We start from the raw sequence: 22,031 nt of genomic DNA, 5'->3' as shown, positions 1-22,031 counted from the left end.
ATCGCCTATTTTTTCCTAACTAATTGTCCTTTTCATCGGAATTTGTATCCAGAACTCACAGCCATTAGCAGGTTCAGAAACACATTTGATATTACCGCCGTGTTTTTCCACAATAATTTGGTAACTAATAGATAACCCCAAACCAGTACCTTGTCCAGGTTGTTTGGTAGTAAAGAAAGGTTCAAAAATGCGCGATCGCACAATCTCTGGAATCCCACAACCATTGTCAGCAATCCAAATCAGAACAATATTCTCTTCTATAACTTCTGTACGTATCCAAATTTTAGGATTGTCAATTTTTTTGCCACTAATTGCTGAGTTTTCCAGTGCATCAATCGCGTTGTTGAGAATATTCATAAACACCTGATTCATCTGGGCTGCATAGCAGACTACTGGAGGCAATTCACCATATTGCTTAACTACCTCAATAGCAAAAGAATTAGTTTGTGGTTGCAGTCGATGTTGTAAAATTAGCAAAGTACTGTCGATACCTTCATGAAGGTCAACGGGCTTCATTCCTGATTCGTCAAGCCGAGAAAAACTTCGTAACGACAAGACTAATTGAGAGATCCGCTCTGCACCCATCTTCATTGAAGCCAGAATTTTGGGCAAGTCATCATTAATGAAATCTAAATCTAATGCTGCTACTTGCTTTTTAATTTCTTCTGTTGTCTTAGGATACTGTTTCTGATAAAGGCGCAGTAATTTAAATAAATTTTCGGTATGTTCAGTAACATAAGTGATATTCCCATAAATGAAACTAATCGGGTTATTAATTTCATGTGCTACACCAGCAACTAACTGCCCTAAACCTGCCATTTTTTCACTTTGAATTAACTGGCTCTGAGTGTCCTGTAATTCTTTCAGAGTCTGGGTCAGTTCTTCTTTTTGACATTGAGTTTGTTCTAGTAATTCCGCTTGCTGAAGCCCTACGCCTAACTGAGTACCAATTTGCATCAACAAATCTACTTCATCTTCTTGCCAATCACGGGGTTTGATATTTTGATAAGCTGCTAGCAATCCCCAAAGTTTCTCACCCTGAAAAATCGGCACAATCATATATGCCCTAGCCTCCATGAGTTCAATCAGCGCAATATAAGGAATAGAAGAATCATCGGTGCTGTAAACATCCTTAATAACAAGAGTTTTACCATTAGCAAAATCCCCGCCTTGGGTTTCTTGCAAGTAATTACTTGCATCGGCGTAGCCCGCACTTCGACTCCTTTCGACTTCGCTCAAGGCAAGTCGCTCAGTGACCATCGTAGACATTGCAGGTACAATTTCCTTTACTGATGTCCAACCTTCGGCTAAAGACTCAGCAACAAATTTCCCACTCCAATCAGTCCCGAATCGATAGATTGTCACTCGGTCAACTTCCAATAGCCGTCGGACTTCTTCTGTACTGGTCGCAAAAATGGTGTCAATATCAAGAGAGTGGCGGATTTTCTCCACTGTTGCAGCTAAGGCCTTTTGTCTTTCGGCTGCTTTCCGTTCTCGTTCGGCGGCTTGAGCCAGTTTTTGGGCTTGCACCTGCATCTGTGTCAAGGATTCAGCTTGCTGTAATGCTACCCCCAATTGAACGCCAACTTGGGCTAGCAAGTTGATTTCTTCATCTTGCCAATAACGGGGCTGGGAGTTTTGATAAGCTACTAGCAATCCCCACAGCTTTTCACCCTGAGAAATTGGTACAAAAACTTCATTACGTGCATACTTACCCGCTTGTTTTCCTTGCACAAGAACGCGTTCTGTCACAGGCTGCGGCTTAACCATTGGTGTCCAGCCATCAACGATGGAATCAGCCACAAATTCCCCACTCCAATCAGGATAGAAGCGATAAATTGCGACTCGTTCCACTTCTAATAACCGACGAACTTCTTGAGTAGTGGTTTTAAATATGGCTTCAATTTCAAGAGACTGACGAATTTTTTCTACTGTGTGCGCTAACGCTCTTTGCCTTTCAGCAGCTTTGCTGATATCTGCTGCTTGAATCTGCATTTGTTGGATAAATTCCGCTTGCTGCAAAGCCACACCTAGTTGGGTGCCAACTTGGGTAAGCAAGTAAACCTCATCTTTTTGCCAATCACGGGTTTCAGCATTTTGGTATGCTGCTAGCAAGCCCCAGAGCTTTTGACCGTGGTAAATAGCAACGATCGCATAAGCTTTTGCTTGATATATCTCTAAAATTTTAATGTAGCAGTCACTAAAGCCTGAATTGTAAATATCATTACAAATTCGGTACACTTCACACTGAGTGAAGTTCCCACCCTCTGTATCTTGTAAATAGGTATCAGCGACTGGAGGTTTAGCTAAATCTTTGGCGCTACATTCGCTGACGTTATCTTTCAATTCCGGGCGTTGCGACTGTTGCTCTATGAGGGAAACCCAACCCTCTGCCACTGATTCAAACACGAATTCACCACTCCAATCGGGATTGAACCGATAGATAGCGACGCGATCGGCATTTAGTAGCTGCCTAAGTTCTGCGGTGGTTGTGTGGAAAATGATTTCCAAGTCTAAGGACTGGCGAATTTTCTCAATGGTGATAGCTATAGTTTTCTGCCATTGGGCCGCTTTTTCTCTGGCTTTTGCTTGTGCTAGTTCTGTTGATTGTAGTTTGACTTGTTCGAGGAAATCTGCTTGCTGTAAAGCAACTCCTAGATGTTCGGCAATTAATTGCACAAACTCAATTTCTGATGCTTCCCATTGTCGAGGATTACCACACTGATGAATACACAACAATCCCCATAAATCTTTACCTTTGATCAAGGGGGCAATTATACTGGCACGTACTTGGAATTTTTCCAGAATCTGGATGTAGCAATCACTGGCATTTACTTGATAAATATCAGTTATTGCTCTAATTCGACCTTGCTGATAAAGTCCTGCGAACTCCTCACTAAAGCAGTGGTCGCGCAGTTTGGCTGCTAATGCCGAATTCCATTCGGTTGCCACATCTTCATAGATAAATTCTCCTTCCCATGCCAAATCAGGATAAAAACGAAACACGCCAACCCGATCGCTTTTCAGAAGTTGGCGGACTTCAGTGACTGTAATTTTGAAAATAGTTTCTATGTCTAGAGACTCCCGAATACGGGCAATAACTCCAGATAAGGCTTTTTGTTGCTCATTCTGACGCAAGGAGCATGTTACATCTGAATGAGATTCTTGCCGTTCTGAATTTGGTTGTATGGATTGAGTAGTAGAGGAGTTTTCCATTCCCAGTGGGACTTTAAATATTGAAAGTCTTCTATTTCATGATTCCCGTTGCGATCGCAAAGGTAACAGTTATTTCCTGGGAATGTCATAAAAACAATGTAGGGACGCGATTGTATCGCGTCCCTACAAAAAGATTTTCAATTACCAGAAAACTATCGCCGCTTGGGAGTGGCGCTGCGGGTGGTGCGTTTTTCTTCATCTCGGCGACGGCGATCGCGCCAATCCGCCAGGGTTAAATAACCAATACCACCAGTGACTACTACGAGCAGCACTACAGCAAATAAAACCAAAATACTCAAGAATGGACTTTCCACAATGCCTCTATAGTCCGTTACGTCCCCACACTACCATTGCAATTGACCAAGTAAACACAACTAACAACGCTACCCAACCTAGTGTCAAAATCTCCATAGTCCCACTTTTCAAATAATTACAAAAGGTTTCTAATACTTATCATACAGGGATTGGGCAGGCTGAGATTTTTTTATCAATCAGATTGTAACTTTTGCGTGTGATCTTTACGACAGAGTACGTTTACACAAAAAAGACACCAACTTTTCTTGATACGTTAGTACTTAAAGCAACGATAAACACGAATGTAAAAAAGTAGCGATCGCGCTTTCTGACTTGATACTTTTGGGAATACTAGGGCTATGGGTATATATTTCCAATCCAGCAACCCCTAATATCATGCCGACATTTTTCAACTATCCTTTCCACTCCAACGGTTTTATACCTCATGGACATTGTTATCTTTGGCAAACTGGATTAGTCTGGCTGCACATTATTTCTGATGCCACGATCGCTCTAGCCTATTATTCTATTCCCTTCCTACTGATTTACTTTATTTCTAAGCGTAAAGACCTTCCTTTTAATGGCGTCTTTTTGTTATTTGGTGCTTTTATCATTGCTTGCGGTACTGGGCACTTAATGGATATTTGGACGCTTTGGCATCCAAATTATTGGGTTGCAGGTAGTTTAAAAGCTCTAACTGCCATTATTTCGATATATACGGCATTTGCGTTATTTTATCTCATGCCTCAAGCTCTAACACTACCTAGTCCAACCCAGTTAGAAGTTATCAATCGAGCGCTTTCAACTGAAATTGTCGAGCGCAAGCGCATCGAAAAAGAATTACGCCTTGCAGAAGAAGTTGCTCAAAACTCCAGCCAAGCTAAGAGTGAATTTCTCGCCAATATGAGTCATGAACTACGCACACCTCTTAACGGTATTTTGGGCTATACACAAATTCTTCAACGCACAGAATCTTTGAGTGAGAAAGGACGTAAAGGAGTCAGCATCATTTATCAATGTGGTTCTCATCTTTTAACCCTAATTAATGATGTTCTGGATCTCTCTAAAATAGAAGCCCGGAAACTAGAATTGTATCCTGTTGATTTCTACTTACCTGCCTTTATAGATAGCGTGACTGAAATTTCTCGCATCCGCGCAGAACAAAAGGTGATTGCATTTCACGTCCAACTCGATCCTAATTTACCAACGGGCATTCATACTGATGAAAAACGCTTGCGGCAAGTACTGATTAACTTGCTTAGTAATGCGATTAAATTTACTAATGAAGGTAGTGTCACCTTCAAAGTTAAGGTCATTGCTAAACAATCAAACACCAATGGAAAAACTAACTACAAAATTCGTTTTGAGGTAATAGATACTGGTGCTGGAATAATCCCTGAACAAGCGCAGAAAATCTTCCAACCCTTTGAACAAGTAGGAAATCAAAAACGACAATCTGAAGGTACAGGTTTGGGATTAGCAATCAGCCAAAACATTGTTTTGTTGATGAGTGGTCAGATTCAGGTACAAAGTGAATTTGGCAAAGGTAGTACTTTCTGGTTTGAGGCAGAATTTCCAGAATCTAAAGACTGGGCAAAGGTTTCTAGAGTGGTTGAGCAAGGAACTATTATTGGTTATCAAGGACAAAGCCGCACCATTTTGATTGCGGATGACAAATGGGAAAATCGATCGGTAATTGTAAATTTACTAGAACCAGTTGGGTTTACTGTTGTAGAAGCTAGTCAGGGTCAGGAAGGATGGGAAAAGGCTCTAGCCCACAAACCAGACTTGATTATTACTGACTTAGTGATGCCTATATTGAATGGATTTGAGTTGATCGATCGTTTACGTAAATCTGAGCAATTTAAAGAGATTGCTGTCATCGCTTCCTCAGCCAGTGTGTTTGCAGCCGACCAGTACAAAAGTATTGATGTAGGTGCAAATGCATTTCTACCAAAGCCTGTAGAAGCTGAAACGCTGCTGGAAATGCTACGACAGTTTTTGCAACTGGAATGGATTTTTGACGTGAAGGTAGATGAAATAAAAAAAACCAATATAGATGCTTTGGATCGACCAAATGAGATGATTTATCCTGCCAAAGAGGTTTTGCAAGATTTACTCGAACTGACAAAAGACGGTGATATTCAAAAAGTTTTGGAACTGACCGAGCAACTTTCTAAATCTGACGAGCGTTTAAGCATTTTTGTCCAGCAAATCGTCCAGCTTGCTAGTAATTTCCAACTCAAACGTTTGGAAACTTTTATTCAAGAATATATCAATTAATTTGAGTTAAATTTCAATTGTTAATTAATCATGCTTAAAACCTCAGATACCGAATTTATTTTGATTGTGGATGATAATCCCACAAATTTATCTCTCCTGTGTGAAGCGCTTAATAGTGAGGGTTTTCGTTTTCGGGTTGCAGTCGATGGAGAAAGTGCGATCGCTCAAGTCGAACGCAATCAACCAGAATTGATTTTGCTGGACGTACAAATGCCTGGTATTGACGGATTTGAAACTTGTCGCCGCCTCAAAGCCAATCCTGTTACCCAAAACATTCCGATTATTTTCACTACTGCCTTAGCGGATACAGAGAGCAAAACGAAGGGATTTTCCCTTGGCGCAGTTGACTATATCCCGAAACCATTTGCACAAGAAGAAGTGATTGCAAGAGTACGCGTACATTTACAACTCAAACAATTGACTGAATCTTTGGAACAACAAGTTAGCGATCGCACCAGGGCTTTGCAAAAAGCCCAAGTCCAATTAGTACAGCAAGAGAAACTATCAACACTCGGAGAGCTAATCGCTGGTATTGGCCATGAAATCAATAACCCGATCAACTTTATTTCCAGCAATATTCCACCCTTGCAAGAATATATTACAGCAGTAACCGAGTTGCTTCTACTATATGAACAAGAGTATCCAAACCCAACAGCCAAAATTACCAAAACTATTGAGAACTTGGATCTAAACTTTGTTCTCGAAGATATGGGAAAAATCTTGAACTCACTCCACATAGGAAGCGAACGAATTCGCAACCTTTCTAGTTCACTCCGCAGTTTCTGTCGCTCGGATAGCGATGCCAAAATATCTGCTGATTTACATCAAGGAATAGATAGTACCCTAATGATTTTGCAACACCGCCTCCATGCTAATAGCGATCGTCCCCGCATTGAAGTGATTAAAAATTATGGAGAATTACCACAGGTTAAGTGTTATCTAGGGCAGATGAATCAAGTGTTTATGAACATTCTCGCGAATGCAATTGATGCCCTTGATGAAGCTATAATGGAAGGCAAAATCAGCAATATAATTCCTCAGATTAAAATTATCACAGAAATAGATTCTCAACAATTGGTTATAATTCGGATTGCTGACAATGGGATTGGTATTCCTGAACGGCTGAAAAAACGCTTGTTTGAGCCGTTGTTTACGACAAAAACTGTTGGCAAAGGTACTGGACTTGGCTTGTCGATCGCATACCAAATTATTGTAGAAAAACACGAAGGTATATTAGAAGTGAATTCTCAACCTGGTATGGGAACCGAATTTATCATCAAAATTCCCACTTGAGAGCGGTATTTAATTAATGACAAAGCTGCTCAAGCATTTATCATACTGGAGAGTAAGGAAAAATTTCCCTAATATCTAATCCTTAACTTCTATATAGAGTGAACTCAATTTTAGATCCTCAATTAATGGCAGAACGCATAGAATCCCTCAAGGCTGGAATAGTTGGGGGATTCTCTGTGTGTTTGGCTTTTGCGATCGCTAACCTGTTGAATACTTTCATACTGGCAAAGTATTTTCAGACACTTGTATGTCTGCAAAGTGATGTTAACTGGCACTTGGTGGTGAGTGGTGCGATCGCAACTTTTATTGGTTTCCTATTTGGTGTCACCTACCGCTATATCATCCGCTCCGATCGAAATCCCCAACTCAAAGCTGGTGGCGTGTTAGCCTTTGGCTTGGTGCGCGGATTAACTCAGATAGAATTTGGGTGGAATTCCCACAGCGCAATTTGGCCTTTTTTGGTGTTGGCGGCAGAAAGTTTGTTATGGTTTGCGCTGGCTGCGATCGCTCTTGATATCGCTATTCAACTCCGTTGGGTTAAACCTTTTTCATCAATCTAAATTTCTGTAATCTTACAGCTACCTGTAAGCCTATACAGAAGGTTGTGGTTCAAATAAATGAAAAAAGCAAAGCTACTGTAAACATTACGTTCTTGTAGTATAATGTATGCGATTACTACAAACTTCATAGTTTTAAAATATAAGTATAAAAAGTTACTAATATTATTCTCAATCTAATATGAATACTAGAATATCTCACTATTATCTGATAGTTGATTTGGAAGCTACATGCTGTAACAGTAAAACTATTCCACGTCACCAAATGGAAATCATTGAAATCGGTGCAGTGATGCTCAACCGAACAACGTGGGAAATTGATTCGGAGTTTCAGCAATTCATCCAACCTGTGAGACATCCGCAACTGACAAATTTTTGCACAGAATTGACTAGTATTCGCCAGCAAGATGTTGACGAAGCGCCAAAATTTTTAGAAGCAATTTCTCGCTTCAAAGAATGGATTAATTTATTTCCTGACTATATTTTTTGTTCTTGGGGTAATTATGACAAAAAGCAATTTATTCAAGATTGCACGTTTCATAATTTCCCTTATCCTTTTACTTCAGAACACATAAATATCAAAGAGGAATTTTCGGAATATCTTGGCGTATCTAAAAAATTTGGCATGGCACAAGCTCTCAATGAGTTGGGGATAGAATTAAAAGGTACACATCATCGTGGCATTGATGATGCCCGCAACATTGCAGCTATTTACAGACAGATGAAAAACAAAAAAAATCAGCTGAATAAATAATAGAAAATTTGTAGTGGTGTTGCCTAGTTCAAATAGTGGATAAAATCTAGCTATTATGCTGTAAACAAGATGTTCGTACAGGCAAATGGGACTCCCATACATAATAAAGTTAGGAGTTGTATGAATAATTCTTATTCTTAATCCAAGAGATTTATTCTTTACAAGGTTTGAATGATAAGTTTAAAAAATAAAATTTTAGCTAGATTTATTTTTGCTTTAATTAACTGATAACTAAGGTAATATATATAATATTTGGCTTAATATAACTGCAAAATAACACTCTAAGATCGGGTTATAAGCCAATAATATTGATTTTGAGGCTACAATTTATGATCGGATTTTGGCGAAAAAAAATAGTTTTTTTCTTCACAACAATTGTGTTGACAATTCTGCTAATTTATCACGAACCAGTACCAATAGCTGAGGCCCAAACTTCTACACCAACACCTACTAGACCGTTTGCCACTGTAGCTTATCCTAATAGGTCATTAAGTACTTCTCCCGCACAACTAGCACCATTACCTTATGCTTATGGGGCACTCGGAAAAGCGATTGATGCTGAAACGATGAAATTGCATCATGATGCACATCATGCTAGCTACGTCAAGAACTTAAATGATGCATTAAAGCAGTATCCAGATTTGCAAAAAAGAAGTGTTGAAGGTTTACTAGTGAATTTGAACAGCGTACCTGAAGATATTCGGACAAAGGTACGTAATAACGCTGGTGGTCATCTCAACCACACGATTTTTTGGCAACTGATGAGTCCCCAAGGTGGAGGACAACCATCAGGAGCGATCGCTCAAGAAATTAACCAAACTTTTGGCAGTTTTGATGCCTTTAAAAAACAGTTTAACGCAGCGGGTGCAGCTCGTTTCGGTAGTGGTTGGGTTTGGTTAGTACGCAATCCTCAAAAACAACTCCAGATTGTTACCACAGCAAATCAAGATAACCCGATTATGGAGGGTTCATATCCGATTATGGGTAACGATCTATGGGAACATGCTTATTACCTTAAATATCGCAACCGTCGGGCTGAGTATTTGGATAATTGGTGGAATGTGGTGAATTGGCCGCAGATTAACAGGCGATACCTTTCCTTCTCTACGGGACGCTCTCCGAACTAAACGCTACGCAAAGGGCTGATAAACTACGCCATTTTCATCAGGTTTTATACGCTATGCACATTATCCAGTCTGGTTTGTAGCTTCTTTGTTACCCCTTCAGCTAAACCATCTTTAACATGAATAATCCGATTAGTTTGATCGGCTACATCTGGTTCATGGGTAACGATAACAATCGTGATGCCTTGACTATTTAACTCAGTCAACAAATCCATCACTTCCTGAGATGTTTCACTGTCTAACGCTCCAGTGGGTTCGTCTGCTAGAACAAGTGCAGGGCGATTAACGAGGGCGCGGGCTATGGCTACTCGCTGTTGCTGTCCACCAGACATCTGGTTAGGACGGTTTAACATTCGCTCTGCCAAACCAACGCGGGTTAAAGCTGACTCTGCGCGTTTTCTGCGTTCCGATTTAGGAACACCTGCATAGACCATTGGCAACATCACGTTTTCTAAAGCCGTAGAACGAGCCAGTAAATTAAACTGCTGAAACACAAAACCGATCCGGCGATTGCGGATATATGCCAATTCATCATCGGTTAGCGTAGTTAGGTTTCTGCCTTCTAAAACGAATAGCACTAAGAAAAGCCCAAAGACTTATTGTATCCTCGTTCCCAGCCTGAAGGCTGGGAACGAGTTCTGAGAGGCTCCGCCTCCAGTGGCTTGACCAGAGGCAGAGCCTCTGGCAATACATTCCCAGTCTGAGGACTGGGAACGAGGCGAAACGATGCTACATAAGCCTTTGGGCTTTTCTTAGTGCCATGTATCCCTTTATGTAACAATTACGAATGACGGATTTTTAAAGTTCGGTGTTTGTTACGGACTATCCATAGTAGAACAATTATCAATACAAGCGCTTTGATCGTTGATGGCTCCACTACCTTCTTCACTTCCGTGGGGGTTTGAGGAGTAACATTACACGGAATCTCAACGATCTGTGTGTGATCGGAACTATTACCACTAGGAGTCAGATCGCATTCGCCTTTGTTGGTGAGAGACAAAGGTGTATTTTCTGGAGAAACAGGTACAGGTGGTTGAGATGAAGAAACAGATGGTTGAGCTGAAGAACTATCGCCACTCAGTAGTAGAAGCAGAATTAAACCAAGACCCCCAACGCCAATTATTGGCCAAAGTGGAAAGGAACCAGAACTCTCTGGTACTAAGACATCTCCCGTAGAGCCAGGGAAAGCATCAAAAGCTATTGTTTCTCCGTCCAACGGTAGTGGATTTTCACTCAGCAAAGTATCTCCTGCGATATCTTCTCCTAAGAGCTGATTAAATTCCGCTGGAATCGCATTATTAGGGCGTCCGAGTTCCCCACCATCTTCGGAGTATGGAAAGGATAGGACTTCAAAAATCTTCTGTTGGAGTTGATTCTGATTACCAGAACTCAACGCATCCAAGCCTGTAGAGATTTTATCTAAATAAAAATTTGTCATCTCTGGCGACAGACCTAGAGACTGAATCTGCTCTTGAATATTGGAAATTTTTGAGGCCTCTTCAAACAGCAGTCGTCCGTATGACAATTTCAGGTCTAGTAATCCATTACGGAGGCTAACAGAATCATTGACTCCTGAGTATGGTGCCCAGTAGAACTGCTTGGTTACAAGTCCGAGTCCTTCTACTGGATTGCGACCAAAAGGTTGTCCAAGAAGGTATTGAGATCCATCCATGATTGCGGGGGATGCGTTTCTCCAAAAGGAGGCGTAAGGCACCGCAGAGAGATTAGGATTATTGCCATAGAAGCTAGCGAAATTCTGGAAGTTTTTTTCCCCACCGGCTGCTCGGATCAGAAGGTTTTGATAACTAGTCCCATTGTTTAACTCTACTAATCGTTGGATTACCGATCCAGTCTTATTACAGGTCAGACCAAATCCCACATCACATCCAGGAATGACTCGCATCCGGCTCAAATTCTGGTTATTGATTTGGTACTGGAGATACTCAGACTCCAATCCTTGTTGGATGCCATAGCGTCCAACATTTAGTTGTGCAAAAGCAGACTGACACGTAGTGAGTACTACTGCAACAGATGAAAATGCGATCGCTGCAAAGCGAACTACCTTCGGCATCGCAATTCTTTGAACAATTGATTTAGGCAAGATGCACCTCCACTAGACGACATCAATTTAATTGGGGATTGGTCATTTGTCATTTGTCATTTGTCATTTGTCATTGGTCAAAAATTATTATTCTCCCCTGCCTCCCCTGCCTCTCCTACTTCCTGCTCCCCAATTCAACTCTTAGGTAAATCAATGTTGATTGTGATTCCCGTACCTTTGAGATTTCCTGATGAGAGTGTGTGATATAAGACCAATGCCCGGTTTGGTTGGTCGAAAAGATACCCACGACGCGTTGGTTTAATCTTCCCTTCTTTGACTAAGGAAACGAAGGCTTGTAGATATCTACGTATACCTTGACGGTTGTCTTGAGTAGTATTCGTATGATGCTCAATCAGCATCATAAAGAAGTCTAAGCTACGATTTTCCTGACCTTGAATTAGACTGCCTTCATCTAGGAAAGAACTTGCTATGAGCCTGCTATTAACTTGTTTGACCTTAAATAAAGTAAAGTAACGTCCTTCTTTTTTAGGATCGTTCGCATAACAGACCCAAGAACCCTCTTTATTTTGTGTAAAACCCTGTTCAGCAAGGTAAGAAAGCAAAGAATTACTTGTCTTAGTTTGTGGTGGAGGTAATAAATCTTCAATGGGATCTAAAGAGCAAATCCTCTGTGTTGTTTTTAGTGGATAAACAGCAGGTGTCTGCTGGGTATTGACGCGAAAGGGCTGTGTTGTTTTTCGTGGATAAACAGCAGGTGTCTGTTGCGTATTGACGCGAAAGGGCTTGTCATCAGACATTGCCATGCTAGACATTGCAGCCAACGCAGATAACTGGAGAACGATCGCTCCAAACAAACGAACTATGATATTCATGTTTTTCCTGTTACTCTTAGTGACTTTGTGAATAATCGAATTTTTACTAGATCGAGATCGATCTAGCAGTCCTAAATTATTTGTTAAATTTAAGTGTTTGCCTGATTTGATCGAGGTAGCTTAAGTTTTCACTAATCAAATAGGACTTTTATATATAGGTAACTAAGCACAAAGAGAATCAATATCTAAATAAAACACACAATGTTAATATCTTATTGGCAAGATAAATTAGGCTTTTTGATATTTTTACATATACAAAAAACTATTGACATTGCGTCAAAACTTTTCTATTTACTCTTGTCTAATTTTTTGCCATCTTAAGAAGGTTTTATGCCTTTCTCGCTGGCTATGATGATTCCTAAAAAAGAGCTTTAGTTAGCTCTTTAGTACCTTATATAAGCAGAGTTTAAAAAGCTCTGTGCTTTGCACGTTAGGGCTTTTGTTGATTTCCTGGGTAGGTTGAATAATTTTTTGTTTTTTGAAGGTAGCGCACCTAACTAGCTCTTTCAGCATGGTTACAAATTGATGTATAAATAATATCTCCCTGACAGTAAAATAATATTACCATGAGCTTGAGACATGCAACAGTATTGTGGACAGTTGTCAAAGTTGTACACTATGAATCGCAACTACCTCTTCATTAAATCTCATAGCAAATAGGTGAGAGGCAAGCTTAATCTATATTACACACTACTAGTATTAAATTATTAAATAACAACAGTGTGGAACCCGACACTATTAAGTATAAAATATAACTTTTATCTAAGTAAAACACGTATAAAGAATAAATTGCGATCGCTAACCCAACTGTTTAATTACCCTACTAGTAGTCTGTCAACCTAAAAATGCGCTTGTGAGGTTTGGAGAAAGGGGAAAGGGACGAATGTCACTAAGATAAGCGTTAACCCTTGGTATTACTGGTTTTGGGGTGTAGGGAATTACGAACAACTTGGTTTTGTCTGGCGCACTAAAATTCAATTTTTATTAACACTACACCCAACACCCTACCCCCAACACCCTGCCCTGACGATATTTCACATGAGTCTTCGTGCCATTCGGGAAAGGGACTCATGGTAAGGGATTATAAAACCTTTTCCCTTTCCCCCTTACCCTTTACCCCGCCAAGTTCACTTGGCGAACTACTAGGCGATGTCTATGATGGTCTACGCCTATGCATCAAACAAAGTTGAGTTAGATCGCAAGTATAAAATTTGCGATTTAGCACGCTGTTGGTGTTGTTGCCACAGACCTTATAAGCCTGTAAAGCAGATATTTACGACTTTTCTAATACCAATTCAAAAAATGTTTGCGACAGATAGGGCATCTAAAATAAAATCATAGCCTCAACATTATTTAGGTTGATAATGTTGAGGCTATCAGGATAACAAGCAGCAAATTCTGTAAATAATTATTGATAAACAGAACTTACGCATTGACAGATAAAACAAAAAATGCGTAAGTTCTAAATTAGTTAATTCAATTTAATTTATTACAAAGCACTGCGGCTAGTTAAGGCATTCCACAAGAAGACTGCAACAATAGCACCCAGAACTGCTACTGCAATACCGGGAATACTCAAAGAGGGAGCCGCTAGAGCAAAGCTTCCTGTACTGAAGAATACACCCAAACTACCACCAATAAAAGCACCAACGATTCCTAATAAAATTGTTGCTAAAATTCCGCCGCCTTGATGACCAGGGTAGATAGCCTTTGCGATCGCACCAGCAATTAGACCTAAAACAATCCAAGCAAGAATATTCATTGTTTTTATTTGATAAACGTTTTTTAGTGACAAATACACAATAGCAATCCAAATATTGAGATTCAATCTATCAACAGAAGCAATGATCGATAGCCTTGAGGATGAACGCTATTACTTCTCGTGATGAACTCTCTTAATTCAATGGATCATAAAAAAGCTCCTAGTAGGCATAAAACCAGGAGCTAATAAATTCATTGCTTGATAATTGCAGTATATGCATTTTTAATGATTCTTCTCATCTACTTGAAAAATTAAGCTCAGGTTTGAAAGCAGCTACTTTTGTAGGTTCGCACTTAAGTTTACTCAACTTGTAGGATTCTGGCGCTTAAGAAGTTTGCGCTTAGGGATTGGGATAACAAAAGAGCAATTACCTGTACTTGCATTAGTGTTAAACAAGAAAACCAACTGCTTTACCAATTTATCGTTCTTGCATTTCTCGCTGACGCATGGGCATAGCGTCAATTTGCTCAAAAATTGCTGTTGCTTGCACTGGTGTAGTTTCTTGGCGCTTAACACCTCCATCTTTGCCGATCAAAATGACGCGAAAATTTTCTTTATCAACCCCAAAGCGATTTCGCAAATTGGCAGCAGAAGACTCATCTATTAACTGTCCGTTGGCATAGCTTTTATCTGTTGCCAAAACTTTAACCATAACTAAATCCCGATCTTTAAAATCGTTTTGGTGCTGGTTAAATACCTGCATTTGTTGTTGATAGTTATGGTTATCAACAGACGGTGCAAAGATTAGTAGCACACGGTTTTGCCATTTTTGAGAATTGAGATTAAATGAAGACATTTTGATAGTATGGGTTGAACCTTGGACAGTACCAGCAATGCTGACGGGCGACAGGACTATAGATGCGGCAAGAGTCAAAGCGATTAATACTGAGTTATTCACTTCGGGGCTTGTTAGGCTCATAATGACAATGACCTGAACGAGGTTTGATGAAATGTCAGAAGCTTTTCCAGACTCTTCTCAACTACAACAGTGGCATCAAGGTATTGAAATGGCTAACCGCAATAATATTTTCTGTCATTGTCGTAGTTGTAGCGATGAATGGGTAGACTCTGTGATGGATGCAGTTTGTAGTAAATGCGGCAGCAAAGATATTGAACATATCTCGTGCTGGCAGTTTCCAGATGATTGAATTAGTATCCAAATCAGGCGATAAAATAGCGATCGCTACTTTTGACATTTCCTCTCAGAATTTTGGGTAATTACTTTGTTAAGCTGCGGTAATGTCTGCTTGTGCATCTAAAGCGGAATTTGGAAAAATACTCCAGCACTCAGCGGGATCAACGGTTAACAGTACTCATATCAGGATAGCGATCGCCAGCTGCCACATTTTTTGGTGCAACTGTTTCCAGTCGATTCAACTCTTGTTCAGTCAGGATAATTTCGGTAGCTGCAACATTCTCCTCCAAGTAAGTACGGCGTTTTGTACCAGGGATTGGGACAATATCTTCTCCTTGAGCTAATAGCCATGCTAAAGCAAGCTGACTAGAAGTTACTCCTTTTTCGCTGGCGATCGCTTTAACTTGCTCTACTAATTGCAGGTTTTTATAAAAATTCTCACCTTGAAAGCGAGGAGAATTTCTTCGATAGTCATCAGGTGCAAGATCGTCAGGGCTAGCGATCGCACCTGATAAAAATCCTCTTCCTAATGGGCTATAGGGAACAAACCCAATTCCTAATTCTCGCACGGTAGGTAAAATTTCATCCTCTGGCTCTCGACTCCAAAGAGAGTATTCTGTTTGCAGTGCAGTAATCGGGTGAACTGCTACAGCTCGGCGAATCGTCGCCGGGGCAGCTTCCGAAAGCCCCAAATAACGAACTTTTCCTAGCTTGACTAACTCTGCCATTGCCCCGACAGTATCTTCAATGGGGACAGTTGGATCTACTCGATGTTGATAATAGAGGTCAATTACTTCCACCCCCAAACGTTTTAGCGAGGCATCGCAAGCTTGATGGACATATTCTGGTCTGCCATCAACCCCTTTAAAACCACCATCTTCAGTACGGACATTGCCAAATTTTGTTGCTAAAATTACTCGATCTCGGCGATCTTTTATTGCTCTGCCTACTAATTGTTCGTTGGTAAACGGCCCATACATGTCAGCAGTATCAAGAAAATTCACTCCGAGTTCTAATGCCCGATGAATTGTCGCGATCGCCTCAATTTCATCACGACCACTATAGAACTCAGACATTCCCATGCAACCAAGTCCGATAGTTGAAACTTCTAAGCCTTGTTTGCCTAGCTTTCTGGTTCTCATAAAAGAATTTCCTACTCAGTAATTGGTCTTAGAATATTACCCTTTTCAGCATTATCCCTTTCCCTTTCACCAAGTCATCTATTATTAGAAGTATTTACTGATATAAGTACGTTGATTTGCGGGTAATTGACATTCAATTTTACCAGCCGTGTTAAGAGAGCTTTTTAGTAGTCTGCCAACCCAAAAATGCGCTTGTGAGGTCTGGAGAAAGGGACTCATGGTAAGGGATTTAAAACCTTTCCCCTTTCCCCCTTACCCTTTACCCCGCCAAGTTTACTTGGCGAACTACTAGTTTACGCACATTTATTATGTATTTTCTAGTCAATTACTAGCCAGTTGTAGAGAAGCGATGACCAAACGCTGTAAATTGTCTGCTGAGTTCTTTTACAGCTTTGGGTCAACAACTGGCGATTTGTGGTTGTTCTGTTCTGTTGATATCTCATTTAAACTGCAAAATGCAGAGTTGTAATGCCAAATTGCCAGAACCTTTGAATATGGTATCGTCACTTCAACTTGTTCACTTTTAGCAAAAGTTCGTTAAGCACGCACAATAATGGTCGGTTGTTACATACACCAGTCTGATTGTTATTCGTCAGAATGTAGTGGTGCAATATATTGCACTGTTACAAAAGCTAAATTCAGAGGTAAACTATGTTTCCTTTTTGGGGTAATCCATGTTATGGAAGCGAACCCATTTCGCACAAAGCTAGCTTAGAGCGGAAATTAAAATTCTTGATTTGGCTACGAGATGATTTAGAGTCTAAACTGGCTGGTATTAATGCTTCTATTGATACCGTTCGTCAGCAAATAGAACGTTCAAACTCATCTATTTAGAACTTAGCTAATACAGCAATTCATCTCATCACCTACTCAATAAGCAGGTGATGAGATGAATTGCAAGTGAATTGACGACTATTAACCAGTCAACTTAATGACACCTTGGCTAACTAAAGATTCAAGCTGAGAATGATGCTGTGTTTGCTCTCGTAGCAACTTGAGTTGCTCGTAACTGAGAATGTGTAATCCTGGCCGGACAACATAACCTTCAATGGTAATGCTTTGTGGCTGCTGGCTGTTGGTGCGGTTGTAGCTAATTGAAGGCATATTTACAAAGGGCAAGTTAGGAATGGCACTAAGTTAAAATATAGCCCTTGCCCTGACTGGTTAAGAGCCTCCAGGCTGGGAATCCATCCTGGGAGGCTCCGCCTCCAGTGGCTTGACCAGAGGCAGAGCCTCTGGCAATACATTCCCAGTCTGAAGACTGGGAACGAGGCGAAACGAGGCTACATAAGCCTTTGGGCTTTTCTTCGGGCAAGTTAGAACTGATTAGTAGAAGAGAGTTTAATTCTTCACTCTCTTATAGCTTCACACAAGTTTCTCTTAAAGGGTGACTAAGGGTTGCGTTTGGCTTCCAATATTGAAAGAAACTATGGCAGTTATCGCCAAAGCATATATAAAAAACTTTAGTTAATTAATCAGTCCGTTATAACTAATAATTGATTGCTGACTTGATTAGAAAGGGTTTTCTTTTTCTTTTCTTTGTCGCGTTGTAATCATTCTTCGTACCACTTTAATAATTCATCCAAAAATTGACCGATTCTTTTAGTTAAAGCAGCTTCCTGTGAAGCACCTGCTTCATGCAGAGAGTCTCCAATTTTAGAAATAGCAAAAATGTTTGAAATAGTAGGTATTCCCATCTCTGACAGAAAAGCGTGTAACTGGATGGCTGCGCCCACTCCTCCAAAGCTACCAGTTGTGTAAATGACTGGTGTATATACATATATATTATCGGTGGTTGACACCAAATCAGCGAACACTGAAAACTTTACAGCCAACACAAAGTCTCAAGCTATGGCTCTCCAGTTATAACTGATTTACCCACTGCCCCAAAATTAACTCACGACAATCCTGTAAGTCAACAAACCAATAGACACACTTCCAGTTTTTTTTCAACTCGACTCAAAGAGTCCAGCTTCAAATCAAATATCAATAACTTTAGGCGATGTCTACAACGATCTACGCCTATGCTTTAGCTATTTTATTGTCAAGTCATCTCTCTGATTAATAAATGTGAGCTTTGTGAAGGCATAATCTACACCACTTGCCAATCACGCACCACTTCAAGGTTAACCTAGACCTGTCACTGACCCATGACTCTGTTGCAGTCAGGCTCACCATCAAAAATTGGGATATTTTACAAAAATATTTTTCAACGGTGATTTAAGTACAACATTTGGGAACAATTTATGGAACTCAGATTTTTGTAGGTACTTAGGTAATTTCTAAGTATCTACAAAAAGAAGATAAACCTGTTCAAAATGCAGTCTGAGTTTCCCCAAAAGGGAATAAATCACTAAACTGGCAATATCTATAAAAATGTTTAATTCTGAACTTCAAAAAGACCTTCGCCATAACTTTACTGTCAATGTTATTGAAAGTGGATTTTTTGGTTTTGGGAGTGGTTTTGCTTCATTTTTCACGATTATTCCACTATTTGTTAGCACTCTTACCGATTCTGCATTGCTTATCGGCCTGATTCCAGCTATTCCACGCTTAGGCTGGCAATTACCTCAGCTATTAACAGTTAGTAAAGTAGCTCGCCTACAGTGTTACAAACCAACTGTAATGTCGTTGACAATTCATCATAAGCTTCCTTTTTTGGGATTAGCACTGGTGGCTTTATTACAACTAAAACTCAATCACCAAACTATCTTACTTTTGACATTTGCCATACTCATTTGGCAAGGGCTAGGCGGTGGGTTTAGCGCCACTGCTTGGCAAAGCATGATTGCTAAAATTGTTCCCTCCAGAAAGCTTGGGATTTTTTACGGTACTTTAGCAGCATCTGGTAATTTGATGAGTATTTGTGGTGCTGCGATCGCTGGTTTAGTCCTTAAAGAAGTTGCTCAACCATTTAACTTTGCTCTGTGTTTTTTGTGTGCCAGTTTGGCAATGGCTTTATCTTGGTTTTTTATGTCTAGGACGCGAGAGCCAGTAAACACCACATCATCAGCCTTTGAAACTAGACGTGAATTTTGGGACACTCTGGGTGTAATTCTCCGGTGCGATGAGAATTTCCGTTGCTTTGCGATCGCACGTATGATCTCACAGTTAGCACTGATGCCACTTCCCTTCTATACACTCTATGCCATACATCAATATGGGATGGGAGAAGTTTCTGTTGGGTTAATTACGACTCTATTGATGGTTACACAAACTATTGCTGGATTGGTTTTGGGTTGGTTAGGCGATCGCACAGGTTGCAAGTTAATTTTACAAATTGGTTGTGTGGCTTGTGCATTCAGTTCGATTTTTGCTTGTTTAGCACCCAATGCAAACTGGTTTTACTTGGTATTTATAGGAGAAGGAATAGGTATGATGGCTCTGCAAAATATTGCTGCGGTAATGACCTTAGAGTTTGGCAACCAACATCAACGACCAGCCTATATTGGTCTTGGTAATACCCTTATTGCTCCTGCCACCATGCTTGCTCCCTTACTAGGTGGATGGATAGTAGAGAATATTGACTATAGAACTACCTTCTTAGTAGCAGCTATCGGTGCATTAGCTACAGCACTGCTTTTGCACGTAGGAGTAAGCAATCCACACTATCTTGAACAAAATTTTGGTAACGATTCAGTTAATATTTTGCCTGAGTAGTAAGCATTTGATATTAATTCGTCATCCCTAATCCGAATGCGCTAGCGTGCTATAGGCGAATGGCACTAAGATAAGTCCAAAGTCTTGTGTTGCCTCGTTCCCAGTTTGAAGACTGGAAACGCATTCTGGGAGGCTCTGCCTCTTCTTTCTTGACGAGAGGCGGAGCCTCTTGGAATACATTCCCAGTCTTCAGACTGGGAACGAGGTTAAATAAGCCTTTCGCGTTTTCTTAGTGCCATTCTGCTATAGGCCCATACACCTGTCACTAACACGCCCTTACTGAAGAGTTGTTAATTAATCAAAAGCAGGAGGCAGAGGAAATATTTTTTATTAATAGTTATTTTTGCCAATCTACACTGTTGATCGACTAACCCAGCATTTTTATCACCCCCTATAACCCTGTATAAATCACTCTTGGGAGTGAAAGTTGAATGATTCTAACTATGGTATGAACCTAAAAGCAGTTAACAAAGCATTGCAAGGTTTAGGCTCATGATATTCATGCCTCATAATTTTCTACTTGTATGGCTGTTTCAACTGCTGTCCGTTGGGGTGCTTGGCGGGGGAATCTACATTCTCTATGAGTGGTATGAACGAGAACTTGTAGGAACGCCCTACTTGGTGGCTGGACTAGTAATGTTTCTGTGGTCTTTTGGCGGTCGTTTTATCAGTTTGCCACTGCTGCGCCGTCCTGGAAAACAGGAACCGAAGTTTATGCGGAGCAAAAGCGTGCAGCGCTTGTCACGCCCAGATGGGAGTGTGTTGCAGGTAGAGTTTTTTGGCCCTGAAGATGGTCAACCAATTATCTTGTCACACGGTTGGGGGCCAAACAGTACTGTATGGTATTATGCCAAACGACAACTAAGCGATCGCTTCCGAGTAATTGTTTGGGATCTACCAGGGTTAGGAAAATCTGCTAAACCGAAAAACAACGATCACTCTATAGAAAAATATGCCCGTGACTTGGAAGCTGTTGTCGCCATAGCAGGGGACAAACCTGTTATCTTGTTGGGACACAGCATGGGCGGCATGATTAACCTGACATTCTGTCGCCTGTTTCCAGAGCAATTAGGGAGTCGCGTGGCTGGCTTAATTCTTGTAGATACTACTTACACTAATCCGGTAAAAACTTGTATCTTCAGCAATCTGGTACGGAAATTACAGAAACCTCTACTCGAACCTGTGTTGTACCTGACTATCGTGCTGTGGCCGATTTTTTGGTTGATGACTTGGCTCTCGTATTTAAATGGTTCGCTGTACATCACCGTCGAACTATCTGGATTTACGGGTACTGAAACACGCGGTCAACTAAATTTTGCAGCATTCTTATCAGCATTGGGTTCGCCTGGTGTTCTGGCTCGTGGCACACTGGGAATGTTGAAGTTCGACGAAACAGACACACTTGCAACTATTAACGTTCCTGTGTTGGTTGTTTGCGGCGGTTCAGATATAGCGACAAAACCTGTGGCGAGCGATCGCATGAAAGCAGAATTACCTTACTCTGAAAGAGTCACCCTCAAACCAGGTGGACACATGGCATTGATGGAACAAAACCAGCAGTTTTCTGAAGCAGTCAGCAGATTTTCTGCTAGCTGCTCATAGCTGCCTAAATTCCACATTTAGCATCCATCAAAAAATATTGCTCCAGGGTTGACGTTTCGGTGTTTCGCGCAGTCTGTAGGAGCTTCCGCTTTCCCTGCAAGAACTTCTGCTTTGACGTTTCGGTGTTTCGCGCAGTCTGTAGAAACTTCCGTCTTCCCTGTAAGAACTTCCGCCTTCCCTGCAAGAACTTCTGCTTTGACGTTTCGGTGTTTCGCGCAGTCTGTAGCAACTTCCGCCTTCCCTGCAAGAACTTCTGCTTTGACGTTTCGGTGTTT

General features: G+C 40.7%; 19 protein-coding genes and 1 pseudogene. 9 read left to right on the top strand and 11 right to left on the bottom strand.

Translation table 11 applies throughout. The features are described 5' to 3' along the window. Positions 1-15: 15 nt before the first annotated feature. From RMY64_RS06595 to petN, 3 genes are all read right to left on the bottom strand, one after another. The gene (locus tag RMY64_RS06595; protein ID WP_322699641.1) at positions 16-3,216 is read right to left on the bottom strand and encodes a GAF domain-containing protein; all 3,201 of its coding nucleotides are present in this window, start codon (positions 3,214-3,216) and stop codon (positions 16-18) included. 152 nt (positions 3,217-3,368) lie between these two features. Further along, entirely contained in the window at positions 3,369-3,530 is a 162-nt protein-coding gene (locus tag RMY64_RS06590; protein ID WP_322670936.1) for a hypothetical protein, read from the bottom strand. 7 nt (positions 3,531-3,537) lie between these two features. Next, positions 3,538-3,627, bottom strand: a complete 90-nt coding sequence (gene petN, locus RMY64_RS06585; protein WP_017322509.1) for a cytochrome b6-f complex subunit PetN — start codon at positions 3,625-3,627, stop codon at positions 3,538-3,540. 279 nt (positions 3,628-3,906) lie between these two features. On the opposite strand from petN, the gene RMY64_RS06580 reads away from it, so the two are divergent. From RMY64_RS06580 to RMY64_RS06560, 5 genes are all read left to right on the top strand, one after another. Beyond that, entirely contained in the window at positions 3,907-5,793 is a 1,887-nt protein-coding gene (locus tag RMY64_RS06580; protein ID WP_322670935.1) for an ATP-binding protein, read from the top strand. A gap of 30 nt (positions 5,794-5,823) precedes the next feature. Further along, positions 5,824-7,086, top strand: coding sequence for a sensor histidine kinase (locus tag RMY64_RS06575; protein ID WP_322670934.1), 1,263 nt, complete (start codon positions 5,824-5,826; stop codon positions 7,084-7,086). Between the two features lie 125 nt (positions 7,087-7,211). Then, on the top strand, positions 7,212-7,646 hold the full coding sequence (locus RMY64_RS06570; protein WP_322671001.1) for a hypothetical protein: 435 nt from the start codon (positions 7,212-7,214) through the stop codon (positions 7,644-7,646). A 178-nt stretch (positions 7,647-7,824) separates the two neighbouring features. After that, entirely contained in the window at positions 7,825-8,397 is a 573-nt protein-coding gene (locus RMY64_RS06565) for a 3'-5' exonuclease (protein ID WP_322670933.1), read from the top strand. 329 nt (positions 8,398-8,726) lie between these two features. Continuing rightward, a complete protein-coding gene (locus RMY64_RS06560) occupies positions 8,727-9,524 on the top strand; it encodes a superoxide dismutase (protein WP_322670932.1) in 798 nt (265 codons plus the stop codon). A 44-nt stretch (positions 9,525-9,568) separates the two neighbouring features. Here RMY64_RS06560 and RMY64_RS06555 read toward each other — a convergent pair. The 5 genes and pseudogenes from RMY64_RS06555 to RMY64_RS06535 form a co-directional block, all read right to left on the bottom strand. Next, a pseudogene (locus tag RMY64_RS06555) lies at positions 9,569-10,093 on the bottom strand (ABC transporter ATP-binding protein); the annotation flags it as partial. 209 nt (positions 10,094-10,302) lie between these two features. Further along, positions 10,303-11,622 (bottom strand): hypothetical protein, encoded by a 1,320-nt coding sequence (locus tag RMY64_RS06550; RefSeq protein WP_322682995.1) that lies wholly within the window; start codon positions 11,620-11,622, stop codon positions 10,303-10,305. A gap of 134 nt (positions 11,623-11,756) precedes the next feature. Further along, entirely contained in the window at positions 11,757-12,455 is a 699-nt protein-coding gene (locus tag RMY64_RS06545) for a hypothetical protein (RefSeq protein WP_322670930.1), read from the bottom strand. 1,489 nt (positions 12,456-13,944) lie between these two features. Continuing rightward, positions 13,945-14,217 carry a GlsB/YeaQ/YmgE family stress response membrane protein gene (locus RMY64_RS06540; protein WP_104909288.1) on the bottom strand — a complete coding sequence of 91 codons (273 nt, stop codon included), beginning with the start codon at positions 14,215-14,217 and terminating at the stop codon, positions 13,945-13,947. A gap of 418 nt (positions 14,218-14,635) precedes the next feature. Next, positions 14,636-15,136, bottom strand: a complete 501-nt coding sequence (locus RMY64_RS06535) for a DUF4174 domain-containing protein (RefSeq protein ID WP_322699640.1) — start codon at positions 15,134-15,136, stop codon at positions 14,636-14,638. A 31-nt stretch (positions 15,137-15,167) separates the two neighbouring features. Between RMY64_RS06535 and RMY64_RS06530 the strand changes: the two genes are divergently transcribed. After that, the gene (locus tag RMY64_RS06530; RefSeq protein ID WP_322670928.1) at positions 15,168-15,365 is read left to right on the top strand and encodes a hypothetical protein; all 198 of its coding nucleotides are present in this window, start codon (positions 15,168-15,170) and stop codon (positions 15,363-15,365) included. A gap of 148 nt (positions 15,366-15,513) precedes the next feature. Here RMY64_RS06530 and RMY64_RS06525 read toward each other — a convergent pair whose 3' ends face one another. After that, the gene (locus tag RMY64_RS06525) at positions 15,514-16,494 is read right to left on the bottom strand and encodes an aldo/keto reductase (RefSeq protein ID WP_322699639.1); all 981 of its coding nucleotides are present in this window, start codon (positions 16,492-16,494) and stop codon (positions 15,514-15,516) included. A 651-nt stretch (positions 16,495-17,145) separates the two neighbouring features. Here RMY64_RS06525 and RMY64_RS06520 point away from each other — a divergent pair. Then, positions 17,146-17,328 carry a hypothetical protein gene (locus RMY64_RS06520; protein WP_322699638.1) on the top strand — a complete coding sequence of 61 codons (183 nt, stop codon included), beginning with the start codon at positions 17,146-17,148 and terminating at the stop codon, positions 17,326-17,328. 81 nt (positions 17,329-17,409) lie between these two features. On the opposite strand, the gene RMY64_RS06515 is transcribed toward RMY64_RS06520, so the two are convergent. Both RMY64_RS06515 and RMY64_RS06510 read right to left on the bottom strand, forming a co-directional pair. Next, positions 17,410-17,598 carry a hypothetical protein gene (locus RMY64_RS06515; protein ID WP_322670925.1) on the bottom strand — a complete coding sequence of 63 codons (189 nt, stop codon included), beginning with the start codon at positions 17,596-17,598 and terminating at the stop codon, positions 17,410-17,412. A 449-nt stretch (positions 17,599-18,047) separates the two neighbouring features. Continuing rightward, positions 18,048-18,329, bottom strand: a complete 282-nt coding sequence (locus RMY64_RS06510) for a hypothetical protein (protein WP_322699637.1) — start codon at positions 18,327-18,329, stop codon at positions 18,048-18,050. Between the two features lie 541 nt (positions 18,330-18,870). Between RMY64_RS06510 and RMY64_RS06505 the strand changes: the two genes are divergently transcribed. Further along, complete coding sequence (locus RMY64_RS06505) at positions 18,871-20,154, top strand: MFS transporter (RefSeq protein WP_322699636.1); 1,284 nt, start codon at positions 18,871-18,873, stop codon at positions 20,152-20,154. 501 nt (positions 20,155-20,655) lie between these two features. Beyond that, positions 20,656-21,756, top strand: a complete 1,101-nt coding sequence (locus RMY64_RS06500; RefSeq protein ID WP_322699635.1) for an alpha/beta hydrolase — start codon at positions 20,656-20,658, stop codon at positions 21,754-21,756. Positions 21,757-22,031: the final 275 nt, after the last annotated feature.

This window comes from Nostoc sp. DedQUE08 (genome assembly GCF_034530895.1).
In the GTDB taxonomy this organism is placed as follows: Bacteria; Cyanobacteriota; Cyanobacteriia; order Cyanobacteriales; family Nostocaceae; genus Nostoc.
The sequence above is the reverse complement of the archived record's forward strand: the minus strand, read 5'-3'. Positions and strand labels throughout refer to the sequence as shown.